The 24,987-nt window shown below is 72.5% G+C and carries 22 protein-coding genes; 18 read left to right on the forward strand and 4 right to left on the reverse strand.

The genetic code is table 11. The features are described from left to right. The first annotated feature begins 5 nt into the window (after positions 1–5). A complete protein-coding gene (locus tag ACIRVK_RS09330; protein WP_404244829.1) occupies positions 6–2,156 on the forward strand; it encodes a primosomal protein N' in 2,151 nt (716 codons plus the stop codon). Positions 2,157–2,238: 82 nt separating this feature from the next. Here ACIRVK_RS09330 and ACIRVK_RS09335 read toward each other — a convergent pair whose 3' ends face one another. Then, complete coding sequence (locus ACIRVK_RS09335) at positions 2,239–2,781, reverse strand: hypothetical protein (protein WP_404244830.1); 543 nt, start codon at positions 2,779–2,781, stop codon at positions 2,239–2,241. A gap of 256 nt (positions 2,782–3,037) precedes the next feature. On the opposite strand from ACIRVK_RS09335, the gene fmt reads away from it, so the two are divergent. Then, on the forward strand, positions 3,038–3,970 hold the full coding sequence (gene fmt, locus ACIRVK_RS09340) for a methionyl-tRNA formyltransferase (RefSeq protein ID WP_404244831.1): 933 nt from the start codon (positions 3,038–3,040) through the stop codon (positions 3,968–3,970). A 55-nt stretch (positions 3,971–4,025) separates the two neighbouring features. Then, positions 4,026–5,435 (forward strand): RsmB/NOP family class I SAM-dependent RNA methyltransferase, encoded by a 1,410-nt coding sequence (locus ACIRVK_RS09345; RefSeq protein WP_404244832.1) that lies wholly within the window; start codon positions 4,026–4,028, stop codon positions 5,433–5,435. Here the strand turns inward: ACIRVK_RS09345 and ACIRVK_RS09350 are convergent. After that, the gene (locus ACIRVK_RS09350; RefSeq protein ID WP_404244833.1) at positions 5,416–7,575 is read right to left on the reverse strand and encodes an MMPL family transporter; all 2,160 of its coding nucleotides are present in this window, start codon (positions 7,573–7,575) and stop codon (positions 5,416–5,418) included. The two genes, ACIRVK_RS09345 and ACIRVK_RS09350, sit on opposite strands and share 20 nt — an antisense overlap. A gap of 113 nt (positions 7,576–7,688) precedes the next feature. Between ACIRVK_RS09350 and rpe the strand changes: the two genes are divergently transcribed. From rpe to ACIRVK_RS09370, 4 genes are all read left to right on the forward strand, one after another. Further along, the gene (rpe, locus tag ACIRVK_RS09355) at positions 7,689–8,375 is read left to right on the forward strand and encodes a ribulose-phosphate 3-epimerase (protein WP_404244834.1); all 687 of its coding nucleotides are present in this window, start codon (positions 7,689–7,691) and stop codon (positions 8,373–8,375) included. An 88-nt stretch (positions 8,376–8,463) separates the two neighbouring features. After that, on the forward strand, positions 8,464–9,507 hold the full coding sequence (locus tag ACIRVK_RS09360) for a sugar-binding transcriptional regulator (RefSeq protein ID WP_404244835.1): 1,044 nt from the start codon (positions 8,464–8,466) through the stop codon (positions 9,505–9,507). A 41-nt stretch (positions 9,508–9,548) separates the two neighbouring features. Then, positions 9,549–9,932, forward strand: coding sequence for a ribonuclease domain-containing protein (locus tag ACIRVK_RS09365; protein ID WP_404244836.1), 384 nt, complete (start codon positions 9,549–9,551; stop codon positions 9,930–9,932). Then, complete coding sequence (locus ACIRVK_RS09370) at positions 9,929–10,237, forward strand: barstar family protein (RefSeq protein WP_404244837.1); 309 nt, start codon at positions 9,929–9,931, stop codon at positions 10,235–10,237. Before ACIRVK_RS09365 ends, ACIRVK_RS09370 begins: the two co-directional genes overlap by 4 nt. A gap of 63 nt (positions 10,238–10,300) precedes the next feature. On the opposite strand, the gene ACIRVK_RS09375 is transcribed toward ACIRVK_RS09370, so the two are convergent. Further along, positions 10,301–11,182, reverse strand: a complete 882-nt coding sequence (locus ACIRVK_RS09375) for a LysR substrate-binding domain-containing protein (protein ID WP_404244838.1) — start codon at positions 11,180–11,182, stop codon at positions 10,301–10,303. Between the two features lie 71 nt (positions 11,183–11,253). Here ACIRVK_RS09375 and ACIRVK_RS09380 point away from each other — a divergent pair, with 71 nt between their 5' ends. The 9 genes from ACIRVK_RS09380 (at position 11,254) to ACIRVK_RS09420 (ending at position 21,530) form a co-directional block, all read left to right on the forward strand. Next, complete coding sequence (locus ACIRVK_RS09380; RefSeq protein WP_404244839.1) at positions 11,254–12,459, forward strand: thiolase family protein; 1,206 nt, start codon at positions 11,254–11,256, stop codon at positions 12,457–12,459. After that, positions 12,456–13,151, forward strand: a complete 696-nt coding sequence (locus tag ACIRVK_RS09385) for a 3-oxoacid CoA-transferase subunit A (protein WP_404244840.1) — start codon at positions 12,456–12,458, stop codon at positions 13,149–13,151. The genes ACIRVK_RS09380 and ACIRVK_RS09385 overlap by 4 nt, the downstream gene beginning before the upstream one ends. Next, complete coding sequence (locus tag ACIRVK_RS09390; protein WP_404244841.1) at positions 13,148–13,795, forward strand: 3-oxoacid CoA-transferase subunit B; 648 nt, start codon at positions 13,148–13,150, stop codon at positions 13,793–13,795. The genes ACIRVK_RS09385 and ACIRVK_RS09390 overlap by 4 nt, the downstream gene beginning before the upstream one ends. Before the next feature lie 187 nt (positions 13,796–13,982). Then, positions 13,983–15,449 (forward strand): GuaB1 family IMP dehydrogenase-related protein, encoded by a 1,467-nt coding sequence (locus tag ACIRVK_RS09395; RefSeq protein ID WP_404244842.1) that lies wholly within the window; start codon positions 13,983–13,985, stop codon positions 15,447–15,449. Positions 15,450–15,672: 223 nt separating this feature from the next. Continuing rightward, positions 15,673–17,142 (forward strand): amino acid permease, encoded by a 1,470-nt coding sequence (locus ACIRVK_RS09400; protein WP_404244843.1) that lies wholly within the window; start codon positions 15,673–15,675, stop codon positions 17,140–17,142. Between the two features lie 10 nt (positions 17,143–17,152). After that, entirely contained in the window at positions 17,153–17,605 is a 453-nt protein-coding gene (locus tag ACIRVK_RS09405) for an Lrp/AsnC family transcriptional regulator (protein ID WP_404244844.1), read from the forward strand. Positions 17,606–17,689: 84 nt separating this feature from the next. Further along, the gene (locus ACIRVK_RS09410; protein ID WP_404244943.1) at positions 17,690–18,835 is read left to right on the forward strand and encodes an MFS transporter; all 1,146 of its coding nucleotides are present in this window, start codon (positions 17,690–17,692) and stop codon (positions 18,833–18,835) included. A 161-nt stretch (positions 18,836–18,996) separates the two neighbouring features. Next, entirely contained in the window at positions 18,997–19,785 is a 789-nt protein-coding gene (locus ACIRVK_RS09415) for a carbon-nitrogen hydrolase family protein (RefSeq protein ID WP_404244845.1), read from the forward strand. Positions 19,786–19,826: 41 nt separating this feature from the next. Continuing rightward, a complete protein-coding gene (locus ACIRVK_RS09420) occupies positions 19,827–21,530 on the forward strand; it encodes a flavin monoamine oxidase family protein (RefSeq protein ID WP_404244846.1) in 1,704 nt (567 codons plus the stop codon). A gap of 31 nt (positions 21,531–21,561) precedes the next feature. Here the strand turns inward: ACIRVK_RS09420 and ACIRVK_RS09425 are convergent, their stop codons facing one another. Further along, a complete protein-coding gene (locus tag ACIRVK_RS09425) occupies positions 21,562–22,248 on the reverse strand; it encodes a DUF5995 family protein (RefSeq protein WP_404244847.1) in 687 nt (228 codons plus the stop codon). A 168-nt stretch (positions 22,249–22,416) separates the two neighbouring features. Between ACIRVK_RS09425 and ACIRVK_RS09430 the strand changes: the two genes are divergently transcribed. Both ACIRVK_RS09430 and ACIRVK_RS09435 read left to right on the forward strand, forming a co-directional pair. Further along, positions 22,417–23,523, forward strand: coding sequence for a glycoside hydrolase family 6 protein (locus tag ACIRVK_RS09430; protein WP_404244945.1), 1,107 nt, complete (start codon positions 22,417–22,419; stop codon positions 23,521–23,523). Between the two features lie 158 nt (positions 23,524–23,681). Then, a complete protein-coding gene (locus ACIRVK_RS09435; protein ID WP_404244848.1) occupies positions 23,682–24,941 on the forward strand; it encodes an alginate lyase family protein in 1,260 nt (419 codons plus the stop codon). Positions 24,942–24,987 lie beyond the last annotated feature (46 nt).

Genomic DNA, 24,987 nt, shown 5'->3' on the forward strand with positions numbered 1-24,987 from the left:
CAAGGGTGAGCAGCGAGAACGGGCGGTCGGGCGGCGGGGCGGAAGGCGCTTCGGCCGAGCAGCTTGCGCTCATTCGGGAGAGCGTGCGCAAGGCGGACGTGCCCCGGGCCAAGCCGCGCACCTGGCGGGGGGCCGCGCTGGCCAAGGAGCTGCCGGTCGCCCGGGTACTCGTCGACAAGGGGGTGCTGCACCTCGACCGGTACTTCGACTACGCCGTGCCCCAGGAACTGGACGCGGACGCGCAGCCGGGGGTGCGGGTGCGGGTGCGGTTCGGGGCCGGGCGGCACCGGGTGCGGGAGGGGCGGCGCGAGGGAGGCGGGCTGATCGACGGGTTCCTCGTCGAGCGACTGGCCGAGTCCGACTACTCCGGGCCGCTGGCCGCACTCGCCCAGGTCGTGTCGCCGGAGCGGGTGCTGAGCGAGGAACTGCTGGGGCTGGCCCGGTCCGTCGCCGACCGGTACGCCGGGAGCCTCGCCGATGTGCTGCAGCTCGCCGTTCCGCCGCGCAGCGCGCGGGCCGAGCAGCGGCCTTCGCCGAAGCCGCTGCCGCCGCCGCAGCGTCCGGAGGCGGGTTCCTGGGCGCGGTACGAGCAGGGGGCCGCGTTTCTCGAGGCGCTGGCGTCGGGGGGTGGGCCGCGTGCCGTGTGGAACGCTCTGCCCGGGCCCGGGTGGGGCGAGGAGATCGCGCGCGCGGTGGCCGCCACGCTGGCCTCCGGGCGGGGCGCGCTGGTCGTCGTGCCGGACGGGCGGGCGGTCGCCCGGGTCGACGCGGCGCTGACGTCCCTGCTGGGGGAGGGGCGGCACGCCGTGCTCACCGCCGACGCGGGGCCCGAGAAGCGGTACCGGGAGTGGCTGGCCGTGCGGCGCGGGGCCGTACGGGCCGTCGTCGGGACCCGAGCCGCCATGTTCGCGCCCGTTTCGGACCTGGGGCTCGTCGTCATCTGGGACGACGGGGACGACAGCCACAGTGAGCAGCACGCGCCGCAGCCGCATGCCCGGGAGGTACTGCTGCTGCGGGCGGCACAGGACAAGTGCGCTTTCCTCCTGGGCGGTTGGAGCTGCACCGTGGAGGCCGCGCAGCTCGTCGGGAGCGGCTGGGCCCGGCCGCTGGTCGCGCCGCGGGAGCAGGTGCGGGCCCTCGCGCCGCTCGTGCGGACGGTGGGGGACGGCGATCTCGCACGCGACGAGGCCGCCCGGGCCGCCCGGCTGCCGACCCTCGCCTGGCAGGTCGTCAGGGACGGACTGCGCCACGGACCGGTGCTCGTGCAGGTGCCCCGGCGCGGGTACGTGCCGCGGATGGCCTGCGCCAACTGCCGGGCGCCCGCGCGCTGCCGGCACTGCTCGGGGCCACTGGAGGGGCAGGACGGCGGAGCGTTGCGGTGCGGCTGGTGCGGGCGCGAGGAGAGCGGCTGGCACTGCCCGGAGTGCGGTGGCTTCCGGCTCCGGGCCCAGGTCGTGGGGGCCCGGCGTACCGCCGAGGAGCTGGGGCGCGCGTTTCCGGCCGTACCGGTGCGGACCTCGGGACGTGAGCATGTGCTGGACACGGTGCCGGGTGCGCCCGCGCTCGTCGTGAGCACCCCGGGGGCCGAACCCGTCGCCGAGGGCGGGTACGCGGCGGCGCTGCTCCTGGACGGCTGGGCCATGCTCGGGCGGCCCGATCTGCGGGCCGGCGAGGACGCGCTGCGGCGCTGGATCGCGGCCGCCGCGCTGGTCCGGCCGCAGGGCGCCGGGGGCACGGTCGTCGCCGTCGCCGAGCCGACCCTGCGGCCCGTGCAGGCGCTGGTGCGGTGGGACCCGGTGGGGCACGCGGTACGGGAGCTGGCCGAGCGCGCCGAGCTGGGCTTTCCGCCGGTGTCCCGGATGGCCGCGGTGTCCGGGGAGCCGCAGGCGGTCGCCGAGTTCCTGCGCACGGTCGCTCTGCCGCGGGACGCCGAGGTGCTGGGGCCGGTTCCGGTGCCGGCGACGCAGGCCGGGCGACCCCGGCGGACGGGGGCGCCGCCGCCCGGGGAGCACTGGGAGCGGGCACTGGTACGGGTGCCGCCGGGGAGCGGCGCAGCCTTGGCCTCGGCGTTGAAGGCAGCGCAGGCGGCACGGATGGCCCGGGGGGCGGGGGAGGCGGTCGTCCGGGTGCGGATCGATCCGCCGGACATCGGGTGATCTCCGGCCCACGGACCGGCGGTTGTTCGACATGCGTCTGCCCTCCCGGGTACGTGCCGGGAGGGCAGGGGAGAAGGGTGGCTCAGCCGTTGCGCGGGCCGGGGAAGGCCGTCGGCCTGACCTCGTCGCGCAGGACGGGGCTGCCCGCCGTCGGCTGGGTCGGCATCGAGCGGGCCGCGGGGACCGTCGGCACCGTGGGGAGCCCGGTGGTGACGTTGACCGTCCGGGTGCCCGACGGCTCGCTCGTGCGCTCGGCCTCGGCCGCCGCCTGGGCCGCGTTGCGGCGGGCGCCGTAACGGCGGTGGACCGCCTGCTTGGTGACGCCCAGCGCGGAACCCACCGCGTCCCAGGAGAAGCCGAGGGAACGGTCGAAGTCGACCGCGGCCGTGACCAGGGTCTCGACACTGTCCCGGAGTTCCTGCGCGAGACGGACCGTCGGGGCGGGGGCGCGTCCGTAGACGACGAAGCCCGTGGACGGGCCGGAGCGGCGCGGGCGGTAGACGTTGCCCAACTGGGCGGTGAGCGTGCGCAGTGCGTCCACCTGCCGGCGGACCCGCTCGATGTCCCGCACCAGCAAGTGCAGGCTGGCCCGAGCCTGGGCGTCGTGGGTTGCGTGGTCGGCCATGAACAAGCCTCTCGAACCGGCGTGAAAAGGATCGGGCAGCACGAATGCGGCCCTTGGGGTCAACTCTTTCTTGACCAACGCGTATTCGGTCCGCTGGTCACGCACGGGGGGCGTGTGGGCATAAGCGTGCGCCCCGTGAAGGAGGGTGTGCGGCGCTGACGCCGGACGGCGCGACCCCGGCGGCGGCTTTCCCATGGTGGTCATAGACTTGTGCGTCGCCCGCAACCGTCCCCGCCCGAGAGGCCCGCACCCACCCATGAAGCTCGTCTTCGCCGGGACCCCCGAGGTCGCCGTACCCGCTCTGGACGCTCTGATCGCCTCCGGGCGGCACGAGGTGGCCGCCGTCGTCACGCGGCCGGACGCGCCGGCGGGGCGCGGGCGCCGACTGGTCGCGTCCCCCGTGGCGCAGCGGGCGGAGGAGGCCGGCATCGAGGTGCTGAAGCCGGTCAAGCCGCGGGACCCGGAGTTCCTGGAGCGCCTGCGGGAGATCGCGCCCGACTGCTGCCCGGTCGTCGCCTACGGGGCGCTGCTGCCGCGCGTCGCCCTCGACGTCCCGGTCCATGGCTGGGTCAACCTGCACTTCTCGCTGCTGCCGGCCTGGCGCGGGGCAGCTCCGGTGCAGCACTCGATCATGGCGGGGGACGAGATCACCGGGGCGTCGACCTTCCTCATCGAGGAAGGGCTCGACTCCGGGCCCGTCTACGGCACCGTCACCGAGGAGATCCGGTCCACCGACACCAGCGGCGACCTGCTCACCCGCCTCGCCTTCGCAGGCGCCGGGCTGCTCGCCGCGACCATGGACGGCATCGAGGACGGCACCCTGAAGGCGCTACCGCAGCCCGCCGAGGGCATCAGCCTCGCGCCGAAGATCACCGTCGAGGACGCGCGGATCGACTGGGCCGCACCGGCGCTGAGGGTCGACCGGGTCGTGCGCGGCTGCACCCCCGCCCCCGGCGCCTGGACCACCTTCCGCGGTGAACGCTTGAAGCTCATCCAGGCCACGCCCGTCCCCGACCGCACCGACCTCACTCCGGGGCAGCTCGCCGTCGGCAAGAACAGCGTCCACGTCGGCACCGGTTCGTACGCCGTGGAGCTGCTGTGGGTGCAGGCCCAGGGCAAGAAGCCGATGCGGGCGGCCGACTGGGCGCGCGGGGTGCGGATCTCCGACGGGGAGAGTCTCGGTCAGTAGGGAGAACGTACGCTTGGGGCGTATCCCCTGATCCCACATCCGGAGCACCTTTTTCGTGAGCGACCAGCAACGTCGACCCGGCAAGCCCTACCGCCGGCCCAAGAAGGACCCCGTCCGCATCCTCGCCTTCGAGGCGCTGAGGGCCGTGGACGAACGGGACGCCTACGCCAACCTAGTCCTGCCGCCGCTGCTCAGGAAGGCGCGGGAGAAGGGCGACTTCGACGGGCGGGACGCGGCGCTGGCGACCGAGCTGGTGTACGGGACGCTGCGTCGGCAGGGGACGTACGACGCGATCGTCGCCGCCTGTGTCGACCGGCCGTTGCGCGAGGTCGACCCGCCGGTGCTCGACGTGCTGAGCCTCGGTGTGCACCAGTTGCTCGGGACGCGCATCCCCAGTCACGCGGCGGTGTCCGCCTCCGTGGAGCTCGCCCGGGTCGTCCTCGGTGACGGGCGGGCCAAGTTCGTCAACGCCGTGCTCCGCAAGGTCGCACAGGACGATCTCGACGGGTGGCTGGCAAAGGTCGCGCCGCCTTACGACGACGATCCCGAGGACCATCTCGCCGTCGTGCACTCGCACCCGCGCTGGGTCGTCTCCGCGCTGTGGGACTCGCTCGGCGGCGGGCGGGCCGGCATCGAGGCGTTGCTGGCCGCCGACAACGAACGGCCCGAGGTGACGCTCGTGGCGCGTCCCGGTCGCGCCACCACCGAGGAACTGCTCGGCGAGGAGGCGGCCGTCGCGGGGCGCTGGTCGCCGTACGCCGTGCGGCTGGCCGAGGGCGGCGAGCCCGGGGCCATCGAGGCCGTGCGGGAGGGGCGGGCCGGCGTGCAGGACGAGGGCAGCCAGCTCGTCGCCATCGCCCTGGCCAACGCGCACCTCGACGGGCCGGACGAGAAGTGGCTCGACGGGTGCGCCGGACCCGGCGGCAAGGCCGCGCTGCTCGGCGCGCTCGCCGCCGAACGCGGTGCCGTCCTGCTCGCCTCCGAGAAGCAGCCGCACCGGGCCGGTCTGGTGGCCAAGGCGCTGCATGGCAACCCCGGTCCCTACCAGGTCATCGCCGCCGACGGCACCCGCCCGCCGTGGCGGCCCGGCTCCTTCGACCGGGTCCTGGTGGACGTGCCCTGCACCGGGCTCGGCGCGCTGCGCCGGCGGCCCGAGGCGCGCTGGCGGCGCCGCCCCGAGGACCTGGACGGGTTCGCGCCGCTCCAGCGGGGCCTGTTGAAGAGCGCCCTGGAGGGCGTCCGGGTCGGAGGAGTCGTCGGCTACGCCACCTGCTCTCCGCACCTCGCCGAGACCCGGGCCGTGGTGGACGACCTGCTCAAGCAGTTCCCGCAGACCGAACTCCTCGACGCCCGGCCCCTGTTGCCGGGTGTGCCGGACCTCGGCGAGGGTCCCGACGTCCAGCTGTGGCCGCATCTGCACGGGACCGACGCCATGTACCTGGCGGTCATTCGGAGGACTGGCTGACCCTCGCGCCGGCCGCCTCGCGCGCGAGCGCCTCCCCGTCCTCGTGGGCCAGGCGGTGCGGCCACCACACCTTCTTTCCGATGTCCAGGAAGAGCGCGGTGACCAGCACGGACCGGACCACGAACGTGTCCAGCAGGACGCCCAGGGCCACCGCGAAGCCGATCTCCGCGAAGCCCACCATCGGCAGGGTGCCCAGCGCGGCGAAGGTGCCCGCGAGGACCAGGCCCGCCGAGGTGATCACCGCGCCGGTCGCCGCCAGGCCCGTCACCACGCCGGGACGGGTGCCCTGGCGCAGGGCCTCCTCGCGGATGCGGGTGGTCAGGAAGATGTTGTAGTCGATGCCGAGGGCCACCAGGAACACGAAGACGAACAGGGGGAAGGACACGTCCTCGCCGGCGTAGTCGAAGACGTGACGGAAGGCGAGGGCGCTGATGCCCAGGGCGGTCGCCAGCGACAGGCACACGGTCCCGATCAGCAGGAGCGGAGCCACCAGCGCCCGCAGCAGGACGCCGAGCACCAGCAGGACGACCGTCAGGACCAGCGGGATGACCAGGTAGTTGTCGTGGGTCTGGGCGGTCTCCATGTCCAGCAGGGCGGCCGTACCGCCGCCGACCCGGGCGTGCGCGCCGGGCACGGCGTGCACCGCGTCCCGTACCCGCTGCACGGTCGCCTTGGCCGCGTCGCTGTCGGAGGGGGCGCGCATGGTCGCCTCGAACAGCACCTGCCCGTTGTGCTCGGGCGCGGTGCCGGGCGGTACGCCGATGCTCTGCGGCGCGACCCCGCGGTCCGCTGCGACGGCACGGCCCACCTGGACGGCCTGCGCCCTGTCGGTGACGATCACCAGCGGATCGCCGGTGCCCGCCGGGAAGTACCGGGCCGACACCTGCTGGCCGACGATCGAGTCCGGTGTGCTGGTGAAGGCGTCCGCGTTCGCGATGCCCGCCGCGCGCAGCTGGAACAGGCCCATGGACAGGGCGACCAGCACCGCGGCGGTGATGCCCCAGACCATGCGGGGACGGTGGGCGATACGGCGGCCCGTCCGGGCCCAGACGCCGTGCTCGGTCGGATCGGCGGAGCCGTGGTGCGGGATCGCGGGCCAGAAGATCCAGCGGCCGAAGACCAGCAGCAGCGCGGGGAAGAGGGTGAGCATGGCCAGCAGCGCGACCAGGACGCCGATGCCCGCCACCGGGCCGAGGCCCCGGGTCGAGTTCATCTCCGCGACCAGCAGCACCAGCATGCTCAGGACCACGGTCGCGCCGGACGCGAGGACCGCCGGGCCGGCGCGGTGCATGGCCCGCTCCATCGCCTCGTGGCGGTCCGTGTGGCGCCGTAGCTCCTCCCGGTAGCGGGCCACCAGCAGCAGTGCGTAGTCCGTGCCCGCGCCGAAGACGAGGACCGTCAGGATGCCGGCGCTCTGGCCGTTGACCGTCAGGCCCGCGTGCGTGGCGAGCAGGTAGATCAGGGCCTGCGCCGTGAACAGGGCGACCACCACCCCTAGCAGCGGCACGAACAGCAGGGTCGGACTGCGGTAGGTGAACAGCAGGATCACGACCACGATGGCCATCGCCGAGAACAACAGCGTCGAGTCGATGCCCGCGAAGGCCTTCGAGAAGTCCGCCGACGTGCCGCCCGGCCCGGTGATGTGCACGGCGAGCCCGCCGCCGCCCCTGCCCACCTGTTCCCGGATCGAGTCCACGGCGGGCGCGATGCGCTGCCAGCCCCGCGCGTCCATGGTGATCGGCACGTAGATCTGGGCGGCGCTCGGCGCCACCGCACGGTCGAAGACCGGGCCTCGGGTCTCCGCGCCCCGGACGCCGTGCGCGTGCAGCGTCCTGAGCTGCACGGCGTCCTGGGCGATCTGCCGCCGGTCCTGGACCGTCAGCCCGCTCGCGCGGGCGTAGACGACGACGGCGGGGATCTGCTCCGGCCGGAAGTGCTTGGAGGCGGCCAGGACCTGGGTGGACTCGGCGGAGCCCGGCAGCCAGGACTGGGCGTCGTTGTCCTGGGCGCTGCTCAGCTTCGAGCCGAACGGCGCGGCGACCACCAGGACCACCAGCCACAGGACCACGATCAGCCACTTCGAGCGCCGCCCGCACACGAATCGGATGGCGCTCCGTTTCCAGATCTCCGGCTGCCTCATGACGACTCCCGGGCGCGTGGGCGGGGCTCGGTGCGCTCGCGCACACCATACGATGAACTGCTCAGACCTGGACCGGCGCGAACAAACGTGCCCGGACATGGCAGGCTTGGGTCATGGCCGTGCAGATCAACCCCAGCATCCTGTCCGCCGACTTCGCCCGCCTCGCGGACGAGGCGAAGGCGGTCGAGGGAGCCGACTGGCTCCACGTAGACGTCATGGACAACCATTTCGTCCCGAACCTCACGCTCGGTGTGCCGGTCGTAGAGTCCCTGGCCCGTGCGACGGACACCCCGCTGGACTGCCATCTGATGATCGAGGCCCCCGATCGGTGGGCGCCCCAGTACGTGGAGGCGGGGGCCTCCTCCGTCACCTTCCACGTCGAGGCGGCCGCCGCTCCGGTGCGGCTGGCCCGCGAGATCCGGGCCAAGGGCGCCCGTGCCTCCATGGCGCTGCGGCCCGCGACGCCCATCGAGCCGTACGAGGACCTGCTCCCCGAGCTCGACATGCTGCTGATCATGACGGTGGAGCCGGGCTTCGGCGGGCAGGCGTTCCTGGACATCATGCTCCCGAAGATCCGCCGTACGCGCGAGTTGATCAGCAAGCACGGCCTCGACCTGTGGCTCCAGGTCGACGGCGGGGTCTCCGCCGACACCATCGAGCGCTGCGCGGAGGCCGGCGCGGACGTCTTCGTCGCCGGCTCGGCGGTGTACGGCGCCGAGGACCCGGCCGCGGCGGTCCGTGCCCTGCGCGACCAGGCGGGCGGAGCGGCCGCCAAGGCGTCCTGGGCATGCGACCACTGAGCCACAGGTCGGTGAACAGACGTGAACGGCGCCCATCGGGGCGGATCAAGTACGCCGAATCTGCAAGGATGAACGGCGAGTCCAGAGTGTGAACAGCAGTGAGGAGATCGCCGTGTCGGGTATGTCGGCGGGCCGGTCAGCAGTGCGGATGGGACCCGCTGAGCTGGTGCAGGCGGCGGCCATGGCCCGTCGCTTCTACCTCGAGGGCAAGTCCAAGATCCAGATCGCGGAGGAGTTCGGCGTCAGCCGCTTCAAGGTGGCCCGGGTGCTGGAGACGGCCCTCGAACGGGATCTCGTGCGCATCGAGATCCGCGTCCCGGCCGAGCTGGACGCCGAGCGCTCCGACGCGCTGCGCGCCCGCTACGGCCTCAGGCACGCCGTCGTGGTCGAGTCCCCGGCCGAGGCCGAGGAGTCACCCGACCCGGAGAACCTCGGCGAGGTGGCCGCCGACCTGCTCGGCGAGCTCGTCAACGAGGGCGACGTGCTGGGTCTCGCCTGGGGCCGCTCCACCATCCACATGGCTGCGGCCCTCGACCGGCTGCCGCCGTGCACCGTGGTGCAGCTGACGGGCGTGTACGACGCCGGGACCGCCGAGCGCGGCTCCGTGGAGGCCGTGCGCCGGGCCGCCCAGGTCTCCGGCGGGGACGCCCACCCGATCTACGCTCCGATGCTGCTTCCCGACGCGGCCACCGCGGCCGCGCTGCGCAACCAGACCGGGATCGCCCGGGCCTTCGAGTACTTCGACAAGGTCACCGTCGCCTGCGTCTCCATCGGCTCCTGGGAGCCGGGCATCTCCACGGTGCACGACATGCTCAGCGACGAGGAGCGCGCGCACTACGCCTCCCTGGGCGTGGCCGCCGAGATGTCCGCACACCTCTTCGACGCCGAGGGGCGCCGGGTCGGACGGGACCTGGGGGAGCGGTGCATCACGGTCAAGACGGACCAGCTGCGCCGTATCCCCGAGGTCGTCGCGATCGCGGGTGGGGCGCGCAAGGCGGCCGCCATCGACGCGGTGCTGCGCTCCGGGCTGGTCACCAGCCTGGTGACGGACACCTCGGCGGCGGACGTCCTGATGACGGCCGGCCCGACACCGCGCCCGGCGCTCAACCGGGCCGACCCGGACGGGCCCTGACGGACGGTCGGCGGAGGGTGAACCGTGGCAGCATCGGACGCATGTTGCTCCGGTTCGGCCCCCGTGTGCTGGTCTGCCTGCTCGTCGCGCTGCTGACGGCCTGCTCCTCGACCGGCACGAGCGCCGCGCACCCGTCCTCGACGGACGGCCCGGCCACCGTCCGCGTGTCCCAACTCCCCGCCGAGGCACGGCAGACGCTCGCCCTCATCGACAAGGGCGGCCCGTTCCCGTACGCCCGTGACGGTGTCGTCTTCGGCAACTTCGAGGGGCTGCTGCCCAAGCACCAGCGCGGCTACTACCACGAGTACACGGTGCCGACGCCGGGCTCGCGCGACCGCGGGGCCCGGCGCATCATCACCGGGCAGGGCGGCGAGATCTACTACACCGACGATCACTACAAGTCGTTCAGGGCGGTACGGAGATGACACAGCTGACGGTCACGCTGGACCTGGACGGGGTCACGGACAAGGCGGGCCTGATGGACCGCTGCGCCGCCGCCCTGAAGCTGCCCGACTGGTTCGGGCGCAACTGGGACGCCCTCGCCGACAGCCTCTCCGACCACACCGTCTGGCCCGAGGAAGCGGTCGAGCGGGGGCTGCTGATCGTCGTACGGGGATGGCGGCCGTACGCCGAGGCCCGCCCGGAGGAGTGGGAGACCGCCCAGGAGATCTTCGCCGAGGCCGCCGACCGGACACCGGCGCTCACGGTGGCACTCGCCCTCGGGAGCTGACGCCGGGCTCACCTGTTCGTCCAATGAACATGCCCGTCGGTGGACGGCCACCCCATCGCTGCCTCAGAACGTCGCCCTGATGATCCCTACCGTGCGCATCAGGTGCGGTTCCGCTCGGTCGGCGCGGTGGGCGACGGCCAATTCCACGCGTGCGTCGGCCCCGACCAGGGGGCGGTAGGTGACACCGTCGAGCGTCAGCGCGGTCACCGGTTCCGGTACGACGGCCACGCCAAGACCGCCCGCCACCAGCGTGACCAGCGTCGACGTCTCGCCGACCTCGTGCCGGATGTGCGGCTCCACGCCGGCGTCGCGCAGCAGGCCCAGCACGACGTCGTACATCACCGACCGGCGGTCCGCCGAGTGCACGATCAGGTCGGCGCCGGCGAGGTCCGCGACGCGCAGCCGTTTCCGTCGGGCGAGGGGGTGCTCGACCGGTACGGCCACGACGAGCCGGTCCAGGCGCAGCGTGTGCACGGTGAGGGAGAGGTCGGCCGCCGGCGGACGCAGCAGCGCGACGTCGATCGCGCCGGTGCGCAGCGCCTCGACCTGGTCGGGCGCGAGCATCTCCCCGCGGAAGGAGAAGTCCACGCCGGGCAGCTCCTCCGTGAGCCGGCGCGAGAGCGCGGGCAGGAGGCTGTACGTCGCCGAGCCCACGCATCCGAGCGCGAGGTGGCCCACCGAGCCGGCCGCGACGAGCCGCGCGTGCTGGGCGGCCCCGTCGACGTCGGCGAGGATCCCGCGCGCCCGCTCCAGGTAGGCCCGGCCGGCCTCGGTCAGGTCGACGCGCCGCGTGGTGCGGTGCAGCAGCTCGACGCCGAGCTCGGCCTCCAGCTGGCGGATCTGCTGGGAGAGCGGCGGCTGCGCCATGTGGAGCCGCTCGGCGGCGCGGCCGAAGTGCCGCTCCTCGGCCACCGCGACGAAGTACCGGAGATGACGCAGATCCATATGTCTTGCCTATCAATCGGCTCTGATATGCGTACTTCAGAATATCGCCGCCCGTGACTAGCCTCGCAGCCATGAGCGCTTTCATCTATGCCGCGACCCGGACGCCGTTCGGCCGCTTCAACGGCGCGCTGGCCGGAGTACGCCCCGACGACCTCGCCGCCACCGCGATCACCTCGACGCTGGCCCGGGTGCCGGGCCTCGACCCCGCCGCGATCGGCGACGTGGTGTGGGGCAACGCCAACGGCGCCGGCGAGGACAACCGCAACGTCGGCCGCATGGCCGCGCTGCTCGCCAGGCTTCCGGTGAGCGTGCCCGGCACCACGGTCAACCGGCTGTGCGGATCGAGCCTCGACGCGGCGATGACGGCCAGCCGGACCATCGAGTCCGGCGACGCGGAGGTGGTGCTGACCGGCGGCGTGGAGTCGATGACGCGCGCGCCGTGGGTGCTGCCCAAGTCGGCGAAGCCCTTCCCGGCCGGTGACGTCACCGCCGTCTCGACCACGCTCGGCTGGCGGCTGGTCAACTCACGCATGCCGAAGGAGTGGACGGTCAGCCTCGGCGAGTCCAACGAGCAGCTCCGGGAACGCTTCGGGATCTCCCGCGAGCGCCAGGACGAGTTCGCCGCCCGCTCCCACCAGCTCGCCCACGCCGCCTGGGAGTCCGGCTTCTACGACGACCTGGTGGTACCGGTCGAGGGTGTGGACCTGACCCGCGACGAGGGCATCCGGGCCGGATCCACCCCGGAGGTGCTGGCGGGGCTCAAGCCGGTCTTCCGCACACCCGAGCAGGGCGGCACGATCACCGCGGGCAACGCCAGCCCGCTCAACGACGGCGCCTCCGCGGTCCTGCTGGGCAGCGAGCGGGCCGCGTCCACCATCGGGACGGAGCCGATCGCCCGCATCGCCGGGCGCGGTGTCATGGCGCTGGAGCCGCAGGCCTTCGGCTACGCCCCGGTCGAGGCCGCCAACCGCGCGCTGGCCCGGGCCGGGATCGGCTGGGACCAGGTGGGCGCGGTGGAGCTCAACGAGGCCTTCGCCGTGCAGTCGCTCGCCTGCGTCGACGCGTGGAAGATCGACCCCGCCATCGTCAACCAGAAGGGCGGCGCCATCGCGATCGGCCACCCGCTGGGCGCCTCGGGCGGCCGCATCCTCGCCACGCTGGCCAAGGTGCTGCGCGAGACGCGGCAGCGCTACGGCGTCGCCGCGATCTGCATCGGGGTCGGCCAGGGCCTGGCCGTCGTCCTCGAGAACTGCGATGCCACGGAGACGGCCCGATGAGCCGGGCGGAGATCGTGGAGAGCGCCGACGCGGCGGTCGCCGGGATCGAGGACGGCTCCACCGTCCTCGTCGGCGGGTTCGGCCTGGCCGGAATGCCGTTCGACCTGATCGACGCGCTCATCCGGCAGGGTGCGAAGGACCTGACGATCGTGTCCAACAACGCCGGCAACGGCGATGTCGGGCTGGCCGCGCTGCTGGCCGCGGGCCGGGTGCGCAAGGTGCTGTGCTCCTTCCCGCGCCAGTCCGACTCCTGGGTCTTCGACGGCCTCTACCGCGCCGGGAAGATCGAACTCGAGGTGGTCCCGCAGGGCAACCTCGCCGAGCGGATGCGCGCGGCCGGCGCGGGCATCGGCGCCTTCTACTGCCCGACCGCCGTCGGCACCCCGCTGGCCGAGGGCAAGGAGGTCCGGGAGATCGACGGCCGCACGTACCTGCTGGAGTACCCCATCAAGGGCGACTACGCGCTGATCGCCGCGCACACCGCGGACACCCTGGGAAACCTGGTCTACCGCAAGACGGCCCGCAACTTCGGACCGGTCATGGCCACGGCCGCGACCACGACCATCGTCCAGGTCGGCCAGGTCGTCGAGCCCGGGCAACTGGACCCCGAGGCCGTCGTCACCCCGTCCATCTACGTCGACCGGGTCGTCCAGGTCGAGGCCCGTCAGTACACCGTCCAGGGGGCACGATGACCACCACGCCCACCGATCAGCGTCTGTCCATGGACCAGTTGGCCGCCGTCATCGCCCGGGACATCCCGGCCGGTGCCTTCGTCAACCTCGGCATCGGGCAGCCCACCAAGATCGCCGACCATCTGCCGGACGGCTCCGGGGTGGTGCTGCACACCGAGAACGGCATGCTCAACATGGGCCCGAAGGCCGAGGGCGACGCGATCGACCCCGACCTCACCAACGCGGGCAAGGTCCCGGTGACCGAGCTGCCGGGCGCGGCGTACTTCCACCACGCCGACTCCTTCGCCATGATGCGCGGCGGGCACCTCGACGTCTGCGTCCTCGGCGCCTACCAGGTCGCCTTCAACGGCGACCTCGCCAACTGGCACACCGGCAAGGACGACGACATCCCCGCCGTCGGCGGCGCCATGGACCTCGCCATCGGCGCCAAGGACGTCTACGTGATGATGACCCTCTTCACCCGCTCCGGTGAGCCCAAGCTCGTGCCGCGGTGCACCTACCCGCTCACCGGCCTCGGCTGCGTCAGCCGCGTCTACACGGATCACGGCGTCTTCGACGTCGGCCCCGAGGGCATACGGATCCGCGAGACGTACGGCGTGAGCGCGGAGGAACTGGCGCAGCGGCTGGGGATCACGTCGGACTGAACGCCGTCGGGTGGCGGCCGTGCCCGTCACCCCTGTCCTCCGGTAACGTTTTGTCGTAAGGCAGGCTCCTGCCCGGCACGGCAGCCCTCGCAGCTCCTCCCCCTTTGGAGGATCACCCGATCGCGAGGGCGCTCTGCTGTGTCTTCGTGGCAGTGACCTGCGCCTTTTCGCGTGAAAATGTGGGTCCATGCGTTTCCTTGAGGCCAGCACAGGTCGGTATGTAGCGTCATCCCCGGTTCCCTACGACCTGACGTACGACGACGTCTTCATGGTCCCGAGCCGCAGCGCGGTCGGCTCGCGGCAGGGTGTGGACCTCACCTCCCCCGACGGCACGGGTACCACGATCCCGCTGGTCGTCGCCAACATGACCGCCGTCGCGGGGCGGCGGATGGCCGAGACCATGGCCCGGCGCGGCGGCCTGGTGGTCATTCCGCAGGACATCCCGATCGAGGTCGTCACCGACGTCGTCTCCTGGGTCAAGAGCCGGCACCTCGTCCTCGACACCCCGATCGTGCTCAGCCCCCACCAGACCGTCGCCGACGCGCTGGCCCTGCTGCCGAAGCGGGCGCACAACGCCGGGGTCGTCGTCGACGAGGGGCACCGGCCGGTCGGCGTGGTCACCGACCAGGACCTCACAGGCGTGGACCGCTTCACGCAGCTCGAGGTCGTCATGTCCAAGGACCTGCTGCTGCTCGACGCCGCCATCGACCCGCGTGAGGCCTTCAACCGCCTCGACGCGGCCAACCGGCGCTACGCCCCCGCCGTCGACGAGGACGGCAGGCTCGCCGGCATCCTCACCCGCAAGGGCGCCCTGCGCGCCACCCTGTACACCCCCGCCGTCGACGCCGACGGCCGTCTGCGCATCGCCGCCGCGGTCGGCATCAACGGCGATGTCGCGGGCAAGGCGAAGCAACTGCTCGACGCGGGCGTGGACACCCTCGTCATCGACACGGCGCACGGTCACCAGGAGTCGATGATCGGCGCGATCAAGGTGGTACGGGCCCTCGACCCGCGCGTCCCGATCGTGGCCGGCAACATCGTCGCCGCGGAAGGCGTGCGGGACCTGATCGAGGCGGGCGCCGACATCATCAAGGTCGGTGTGGGCCCGGGCGCCATGTGCACCACCCGCATGATGACCGGTGTGGGCCGCCCCCAGTTCTCGGCCGTCCTGGAGTGCGCCGCCGAGGCGCGCAAGTACGGCAAGCACGTCTGGGCCGACGGCGGTGTCCGGCACCCGCGTGACGTGGCGATGGCGCTGGCCGCCGGCGCGTCCAACGTGATGATCGGCTCCTGGTTCGCCGGCACCTACGAGTCGCCGGGCGACCTGCAGCAGGACGCGGGCGGCCGCCTCTACAAGGAGTCGTTCGGCATGGCCTCGGCCCGTGCCGTCCGCAACCGCACCTCGGACGAGTCGGCGTACGACCGGGCCCGCAAGGCGCTGTTCGAGGAGGGCATCTCCACCTCCCGCATGTTCCTCGACCCGGCCCGCCCCGGCGTCGAGGACCTGGTCGACTCGATCATCGCGGGCGTCCGCTCCTCCTGCACCTACGCCGGAGCCGGCTCCCTGGAGGAGTTCGCCGAGAAGGCGGTCGTCGGCATCCAGAGCGCGGCCGGCTACGCGGAGGGCAAGCCCCTGCACGCCAGTTGGAACTGACCTGCAGCAGCGGGGCGGTGCGCAACGAACGGTCATCCGCCCCCGATGAACGCAACGAACGTGCATGGGTGCGCAAGGTTGCTGCATTTCGCCCGCGAAGGCCCGGCCCGTAGGGTCATGCGCTGTACATGGCGTGGCGGGGACCCCGCTCGGTGGGTCCCCGTTCGCACGGGGACGCCGCCGGTGCCCGCCGGCCGAACCGCAGCGACGAAGGAGTCAGCGCGTGCTGGACCAAGGCGCACCCCCGTTCAAGCGCACCCCGTCGGCCCCGCCGTCCCCGGGCCTCGGTGCGCGTCTCATGCGGCGCAAACCGGTGGAACGCCTGGTCGCGGAGGGCGGCCAGGGTGAGGGAGGGAGCCTGCGGCGCTCCCTGGGACTGTGGCAGCTGACGATGATCAGCATCGGTGCCACCCTCGGCACCGGCATCTTCGTGGTGCTGGGGGAGGCCGTCCCCAAGGCCGGTCCGGCCGTGACCCTGTCCTTCGTGATCGCGGGCCTGACCGCCCTCTTCTCCGCCCTCTCCTACGCCGAGCTGGCCGGCACCATCCCGGTCTCGGGCTCTTCGTACTCGTACGCATACGCAACGATGGGCGAACTGATCGCCTGGATCTGCGGCTGGTGCCTGGTGCTGGAGTACGGCGTGTCCGTCGCCGCCGTCGCCGTCGGCTGGGGCGAGTACCTCAACGAACTGCTCCACGGGACGATCGGGGTCACCATCCCCGACGCGCTGTCCGCCCCGCCCGGCCAGGGCGGCATCTTCAACCTGCCCGCGCTGATCGTCGTCCTGCTCGCCATGGCCTTCCTGCTGGGCGGCGCCCGGGAGTCCGCCCGCGCCAACACCGTCATGGTGTGCGTGAAGATCGCCGCGCTGGTGCTGTTCTGCGCCATCGGCGTCCAGGGCTTCCGGTCCGGGAACTACGCGCACTTCATGCCGCTGGGCATGGCCGGGGTGAGCGCCGCCGGCGCCACGCTGTTCTTCTCCTACATCGGCTTCGACGCCGCCTCCACGGCCGGAGAGGAGGCGAAGAACGCCCAGCGCGACCTGCCCCGCGCCATCATGCTCTCGCTCGTCATCGTCACCGCGCTGTACGTCCTCGTCGCCGCCGTGGCCGTCGGCGCCAAGCCGTGGCGGCGGTTCAACGACTCCGAGGCGGCACTCGCCCAGATCATGCGGGAGGTCACCGGGCAGACGTTCTGGGGCACCCTGCTCGCCGCCTGCGCGGTCATCGCCATCGCGAGCGTCGTGCTGACCGTCCTGTACGGCCAGACCCGCATCCTGTTCGCGATGTCCCGCGACGGCCTGGTGCCCAAGGTGTTCTCCAAGGTGCACCCGAGGACCGGCACACCCCGCGCCAACACCGTCATCGTGTCCCTGTTCTGCGGTGTCCTCGCCGCCGCGATCCCCCTCGGCCAGCTCGCCGACGCCACCAGCATCGGCACGCTCTTCGCCTTCGCGCTGGTCAACATAGCCGTCGTCGTACTGCGCCGGACCCGCCCGCGGATGCACCGCACTTTCCGCGTCCCGCTCTCGCCGGTGCTGCCCGCGCTCGGCTTCGGGTTCTGCGTGTGGATGATGGGCAGCCTGTCCGCCGTCACCTGGGTCGTCTTCGGTGCCTGGATGGCCGTCGGGCTCGTGGTCTACTTCGGGTACGGCCACCGCCGTTCCCGACTCGCCGCGCCAGAAGTGAAGTGAACGACCCGCAGTGCTGAACGATCTCGACGAACGCATCGTGCACGCCCTCGCCGAGGACGCCCGCCGCTCCTACGCGGACATCGGGCACCTGGTCGGCCTGTCCGCGCCCGCCGTGAAGCGGCGCGTGGACCGGCTGCGCGCCACCGGCGCCATCACCGGCTTCACCGTCCGGGTGGACCCGTCGGCCCTCGGCTGGGAGACCGAGGGGTTCGTCGAGATCTACTGCCGGCACAACACCTCGCCGGAGACCATCCGGCGCGGCCTCGAGCGGTACCAGGAGGTCGTCGCCGCCTCCACCGTCACCGGTGACGCGGACGCCGTGGTGCAGGTCTTCGCCTCCGACATGCGCCACTTCGAGCGCGTGCTGGAGCGGATCGCCGGGGAGCCCTTCGTCGAGCGCACCAAGTCCGTGCTCGTGCTGTCCCCGCTGCTGCGCCGCTTCTCCTCCGGCTCACCCACGTAAACCGGGAGACGGGCCCGCCGGAGTCCGCCTACCATCGGTGACATGACCTGGCGACATTGATCCTCCACCACCGGCGCCCGCCGGATCACGGCCACGCTGTACGGCTACGCGTTCCTGGACGACTTCGTCCTGCTGTACCCGGTGTACGCGCTGCTGTTCAGCGACACCGGCCTGTCCGTCTGGCAGATCTCCTCGCTCTTCGTCATCTGGTCGGTGACCGGAGTCGTCCTCGAGGTGCCCTCCGGCGCCTGGGCCGACGCCGTCTCCCGGCGCCTGCTGCTCGTGCTCGGCCCCCTGCTCACCGCCGTCGGCTTCGCGCTGTGGGTGCTCGTGCCGTCGTACTGGTCCTTCGCCCTCGGTTTCGTGCTGTGGGGCGCGCGGGGAGCGCTGGTCTCCGGCGCGCTGGAGGCGCTGGTCTTCGAGGAGTTGGAGCGGCTCGGCGAGAGTGAGCGCTACGCCCGGACCATGGGCCGGTCCCGTGCGGCGGGGCTGGTCGCGGTCATGTCGGCGACGGGACCCGCCGGGCCGGTCCTCGCCTGGGGCGGCTTCGTGGCCGTGGGCGCGGCGAGTGTGCTCGCGTGCCTGGCGAGCGCCGTCCTGGCGACCCGGTTCCCGGAGCACCGGGCGACGGCCGAGGACGAGGACGAGGGCTGGGTCGTGGCCCTCAGGGCCGGGCTCGGGGAGATCCGGCGTGAGCGCTCACTGCGCGGAGCCGTCCTGCTCGTGCCGGCCGTGACCGCCGTATGGGGAGCGCTGGACGAGTACACGCCCCTGTTGGTGCGCGAGACCGGGGTGTCCGAGGCGCGCGTCCCCTTCCTGCTCCTGCTGGTCTGGGCGGCCGCGACGGCCGGCAGTCTGTTCGCGGGACGCTGCGAACGGCTCGGCGCGAAGGGCCTCGCCCTGCTGCTCGGGGGAGCGGCCGCCGCCCTCGCCGCGGGCGCCGCGGCCGGCACGCCGGTCGCCCTCGGCCTGGTGGCCCTCGCCTTCGGCGGCTTCCAGCTGGCGACCGTCCTCGCCGACGTCCGCCTCCAGCAGCGCATCGAGGACACCGGCCGGGCCACCCTCACCTCCGTCGCCGGCCTCGGCACCGACCTGCTGACGGTCGCCGTGTACGCCGGATACGCGGCGATCGTGACGAGAACCGACCACGCCACCGCGTTCACCCTGTCCGCGCTGCCGTATCTGCTGACGGCCCTGCTGTTGACCCTCCGCGCACGCGACCGCCGGTGACGTGGCCACCAGCACCGGTGGCGCAACGAATCGCCGTCGGACGGCCGTCGCACGCAACGAACCGCCCATCGGCGCGCAACGGCTTCTTCTTGCTGGTCGCAGCCCAGCGACCGTACCGTCTTAGTGACCCCCGAAGGCTTCCGTACCGGTGAGGACCCCGCATGCGCACCGCCCTGCTCCAGAGCTCCGGCCGCCCCGGATCCGTCGCCGAGAACCTCAAGGTCCTCGACGCGGCCGCGGGCCGAGCCGCCGCCGCCGGGGCCGCGCTGCTGGCCGCACCGGAGATGTTCCTGACCGGGTACGCGATCGGAGACGACATCGCGCGCCTCGCCGAGCCGGCCGACGGCGCGTCCGCCGACGCGGTCGCCGACATCGCCACCCGGCACGGCCTGGCACTCGTCTACGGCTACCCGGAGCGGGACGGCGAGAGGGTCCACAACTCCGCGCAGCTGATCTCCGCCGACAGCACACGTCTCGCCAACTACCGCAAGACCCACCTCTTCGGCCCCGCCGAGCGCGAGCACTTCACCCCGGGTGAGCAGTCGCTGGTCCAGGCCCGGCTGGGCGGCCTGACCGTGGGCCTCATGATCTGCTACGACGTCGAGTTCCCCGAGAACGCCCGCGCCCACGCCCTGGCCGGCACCGACCTGCTTCTCGTACCGACGGCGAACATGCACCCCTTCCAGTTCGTCGCCGAGGCCATGGTGCCGGTGCGCGCCTGGGAGAACCAGATGTACGTCGCCTACGTCAACCGGGTCGGCCACGAGGGCGAGTTCGAGTTCTTCGGGCTCTCGGCCCTCGCCGGCCCCGACGGCATCGCCCGCACCCGCGCCGGCCGCGCCGAGGAACTGGTGGTCGCCGACGTCGACCCCGCCTTCCTCGCCGCCTCCCGCGAGGCTAACCCGTACCTGAGGGACCGCCGCCCCGGTCTGTACGGGTCCCTGGTCTGAAACACCCCCAACGCCCTGTCTGTGCAAGGAGTCCGTACCCCATGACGTCCACCGTGCCCAACGCCGTCGAGCATGCGGACGAGCAGCAGCTGCCGCCGATCACCATGTTCGGCCCGGACTTCCCCTACGCGTACGACGACTTCCTCGCCCACCCCGCGGGCCTCGGCCAGATACCGGCGACCGAGCACGGCACCGAGGTCGCGGTCGTCGGCGGCGGACTGTCCGGCATCGTGGCCGCCTACGAGCTGATGAAGATGGGCCTGAAGCCGGTCGTGTACGAGGCCGACCGGATCGGCGGACGGCTGCGGACCGTCGGTTTCGACGGCCCCGACACCGAGGGTCTTACCGCCGAGATGGGCGCGATGCGCTTCCCGCCGTCCTCCACGGCCCTGCAGCACTACATCGACCTGGTGGGACTGGAGACCCGGCCCTTCCCCAACCCCCTCGCCGAGGCGACCCCGTCGACCGTCGTCGACCTCAAGGGCGAGTCGCACTACGCGGAGACGATCGACGACCTCCCGCAGGTCTACCGCGACGTGGCCGAGGCCTGGAACCGGTGCCTCGAGGAGGGCGCCGACTTCACCGACATGAACCGCGCCCTGCGCGAGCGGGACGTGCCGCGCATCCGGGAGATCTGGTCCCGGCTCGTCGAGAAGCTCGACAACCAGACCTTCTACGGCTTCCTCTGCGACTCCGAGGCCTTCAAGTCCTTCCGGCACCGCGAGATCTTCGGCCAGGTCGGCTTCGGCACCGGCGGCTGGGACACCGACTTCCCCAACTCCATCCTGGAGATCCTGCGCGTCGTCTACACCGAGGCCGACGACCACCACCGCGGCATCGTCGGCGGCTCCCAGCAACTGCCGCTGCGTCTGTGGGAGCGCCGGCCCGAGAAGCTCGTCCACTGGCCGTACGGCACCTCGCTGGCGAGCCTGCACGTGAACGGCGAGCCCCGCCCGGCGGTGACCCGGCTGCACCGCACCGCGGGCAACCGGATCACCGTGACCGACGCGAACGGCGACATCCGCACCTACAAGGCGGCGGTCTTCACCGCGCAGTCCTGGATGCTGCTGTCGAAGATCGCCTGCGACGACTCGCTGTTCCCGATCGACCACTGGACCGCCATCGAGCGCACCCACTACATGGAGTCCAGCAAGCTCTTCGTGCCCGTGGACCGGCCGTTCTGGCTGGACAAGGACGAGGAGACCGGCCGGGACGTCATGTCGATGACCCTCACCGACCGCATGACGCGCGGGACCTATCTGCTGGACGACGGGCCTGACCGGCCGGCGGTGATCTGCCTGTCGTACACCTGGTGCGACGACAGTCTGAAGTGGCTGCCGCTGTCCGCCGAGGAGCGCATGGAGGTCATGCTCAAGTCGCTCCGTGAGATCTACCCGAAGGTCGACATCAGGAAGCACATCATCGGCAACCCGGTGACCGTCTCCTGGGAGAACGAGCCCTATTTCATGGGCGCGTTCAAGGCCAACCTGCCCGGCCACTACCGCTACCAGCGGCGCCTGTTCACACACTTCGTGCAGGACCGGCTGCCCGAGGACAAGCGGGGCATCTTCCTCGCCGGCGACGACATCTCCTGGACGGCCGGCTGGGCCGAGGGCGCGATCCAGACCGCGCTGAACGCAGTGTGGGGCGTCATGCACCACCTGGGCGGCGAGACCGACCCGGCCAACCCGGGCCCCGGCGACGTCTACGACGAGATCGCACCCGTCGAACTGCCCGAGGACTAGGGCAAGTTGCCTGTACCGGCCGACGAGCAGCTCAGTCCGGCAGCGGGGTCAGCAGCATGCGGCTCGCGAAGCCGACCGCGGTGTCCAGCCGATCGGTGAACTCCTCGGCCAGGTCCGGGAGTCCGCGCAGTGCCCACAGGGCCCGGGCCGCCGACCAGCTGGCGTCCCGGGCGCGCTCCAGACTCCAGGAACCGAGCAGATGGGTGAGCGGGTCGGCGATCTGCAGGAGGTCGGGACCCGGCATCAGGTCCTCGCGGACGCGCTCCTCCAGCGAGACGAGGATGTCGCCCACCCGCTCGAACTCGTCCTCCAGGTCGGCCGGTTCGCAGCCCAGGCTACGACAGCTGTCCACCACGGCGAGCGCCAGGTCGTGGCCGATGTGCGCGTTGATGCCCGCCAGCGCGAACTGCATCGGGCGTACCTCGGGATGGCGGCGGAACTGGAACAGCGGACGCCAGCACGCCGGCGGACGGCGGTCCTCGGTGACCGCGTCCACGGCCGCGAGATAGCGCTCCGCGAACCGAACGTCCAGCGTGATCGCGGCCCGCCGGTCCGCGAACCGCCCGGCGTCGATCTGCCGGTCCACCGACTCCGTGACGGCGAGGTAGACGCGGTTGAAGACGGCGACGCCGTCCCGCTCGGGAAGTTCCGCGTCCAGTGCGCGCATCCGGGAGACGACCGTGTCTACGGATGTGGTGAAGTGTTCCAGTTGCGCCATGGGGGAAGCGTCCCAGTCCCGGGCCGGCGGGAGTGCCGGCGGGCCCGACGCTTCCCCAGAACGGGGGAACGCGCCGTGGGGGAGGGGACCAGGACGGTGTCAGGCTTGCGCGCCCGGCGGCTGGCCGCTCGCAGGGCCGAGCGCAGGCGGGCCGCCCGCCGAGGGGTCATGGTCGCCGTCGCGTCCGTCGTGGTCGCCGTCGGCGCCGCGACCGGCATGATGTCCGCCCTGGCCGACGGACGCGGCGCCGAGGCGGCGAAACCGGGGGTGAGCCCTGCTCCGCGGCTGGAGCGGTCGGCCGTGGCCCCGACGGCCGTCAAGTCGGCTTCGCCCACCCCGAGTTCGCCGCGGACCGTTGTTCCCTCGCCCACCAGGACGGAGAAGAAGCGGGAGACCACGACCGCGCCCGCCGGCGGTCTCTACCGGTTCCCCGGCTCCCAGGTGCTCGACTGGGTCCACGCTCACCCCGGCGACCCCCGCACCTCGCTCATCGAGTCCCGGATCGCCGACGAGCCGGCCGCCGTGTGGTTCTCCGACCCCACGACCGCGACCATCGCCTCCCAGGTCCGCGCCGTCACCTCGCCGGCGGCGGCGCAGGGCCGGGTGCCGGTGCTGGTGGCGTACGCGATCCCCGGCCGGGACTGCGGGGGCGCCTCCCAGGGCGGGGCGCCGGACCTCGCCGCGTACGACGGCTGGATCGACGCTTTCACGGCGGGGCTCGGCTCCGGCGAGGTCGTCGTCATCCTCGAGCCGGACTCGATCGCCCTGTCCGACTGCCTGTCCGACGCCCAAAGGGCCGCCCGTTTCGCCGCGTTGGCCCGCGCCGGCCGCGTCCTGAAGTCCGCCGACCCGAAGGCCCGGGTGTACTACGACGCCGGGCACTCCGGCTGGCACCCGGCCGGTGAGCAGGCGGCCCTGCTGAAGCAGGCGGGTGCCGCCTCGGCCGACTCCTCCGACGGGATCTTCAGCAACGTCTCCAACTTCCAGACGACGTCCGACGAGACGGCCTACGACCGCGCGGTCCTCACCGACCTCGGCGGTCCCCCGGGCCTCGGCGCGGTCATCGACACCAGCCGCAACGGCAACGGCGCTCCGGCCGACGGGCAGTGGTGCGACCCGGCCGGCCGCGGAATCGGCCGGACCCCGACGCTCGGCACCGGTGAGGCGCGCATCGACGCCTACCTGTGGGTGAAGCTGCCGGGGGAGTCGGACGGGTGCAAGGGGGCGGCGGGGACGTTCAGCCCGTCGTACGCCTACGACTTGGCCTCGTCGTAGGAGCACGTCCCCTCGTCCAGCAGCACAGCTGTGTTCTCTGTACATGAAGTCCTGTCCGGACCATTGTCACGGATACCTCGGGGTTCTAGGCTCACACGACCCTACTCATGAACCACGTTCACATTTCTGACCGTCCGTTCGATGGATCGGAGTGCCAGATGAGTGGAAGATCCCGCGCGGCCGTGCGGCTCGCCGCGGTGGTGACCATCGGAGCCGCCCTCGTCCCCTCCGCGCACGCGAGCCCCAAGGTCCCCGACACCGCCGTCCTCGACGGCGCCCGACTGCAGCAGACGAAAGTCCGCCTCCACCGGGGTGATCCCCGACTCCGCCAAAAGCTGCGGATATTGACGACCCGCGCCGACGCCTGGCTGAACCAGGGGCCGTGGACGGTCGTCGACAAACCCAGGCCCGCCCCCGGCGGCGACGTCCACGACTACCTCAGCCAGGCCCCCTACTGGTGGCCCACCACCACACCGACCGCCGACAACCCCTGGGGCTGCCCCTACGTTCAGCGGGACGGACAGCGCAATCCCGAGGTCGACAGCGGCACCGACCGCCTGGACGCCGGGAAGGTCTTCAGCTCGACGTACGACCTCGCACTGGCCTGGTACTACACCGGCAGGCGGGTGTACGCCGAGAAGGCCGCGCAGGTCCTGCGCACCTGGTTCCTGGACCCGGCGACCCGGATGAACCCCAACCTGAACCACGCCCAGTTCATCCCGTGCAAGTACGACGGCCGCTCCATCGGCATCATCGACTTCTCCCAGTCGTACACCAGCGTCCTCGACGCCCAGGCCCTCCTCGCCACCGGCGCCCCGGGCTGGAGCGCCAAGGACCGCACGGCGATGGGCAAGTGGAACGCCGACTTCCTCGGCTGGCTGGAGAACAGCGACTTCGGCAAGGAGGAGGGCGCCGCCGCCAACAACCACGGCACCTTCTACGACATGCAGCTCGCCGCCCTCGCCTACGCGACCGGCGACCGGGCGCTGGCCCGTAGAACGGTCCTCGACGCGCGCGCCAAGCGCGTCGCGGCGCAGATCGCCGCCGACGGCGGCCAGCCGCAGGAACTGGCCAGGACCCGCAGCTGGCACTACTCGACCTTCGACCTGGTCGCGTACACCCGGCTCGCGGCGATCGGCCGGCACGTCGGCGTGAACCTGTGGGCCTACCAGGGTCCGGCCGGGCAGGAGGTGTCCAGGGCCGTGGACTTCCTGCTGCCGGCCGCGACCGGGGCCGCCGCGTGGTCGTATCCGGAGCTCGAGTTCCACCGGTACGCGGCGAGCGACGTGGTGCACGCGGCGGCCGACGCGGGCGACCGGGCCGCCCAGCGGGCCCTCCCGAAGCTGGAGGCACCCCCCGGCGGTGACCTCTGGGCGCTGCGCCCGGCGGCCGAGCAACTGGACTCCATAGCGGGCTGACCAGGGCGGCCTTCCCGACCGGGGCTCCTGGGCGTCCGCTGAGGAT

The organism is Streptomyces sp. NPDC101152 (genome assembly GCF_044768275.1).
In the GTDB taxonomy this organism is placed as follows: domain Bacteria; phylum Actinomycetota; class Actinomycetes; order Streptomycetales; family Streptomycetaceae; genus Streptomyces.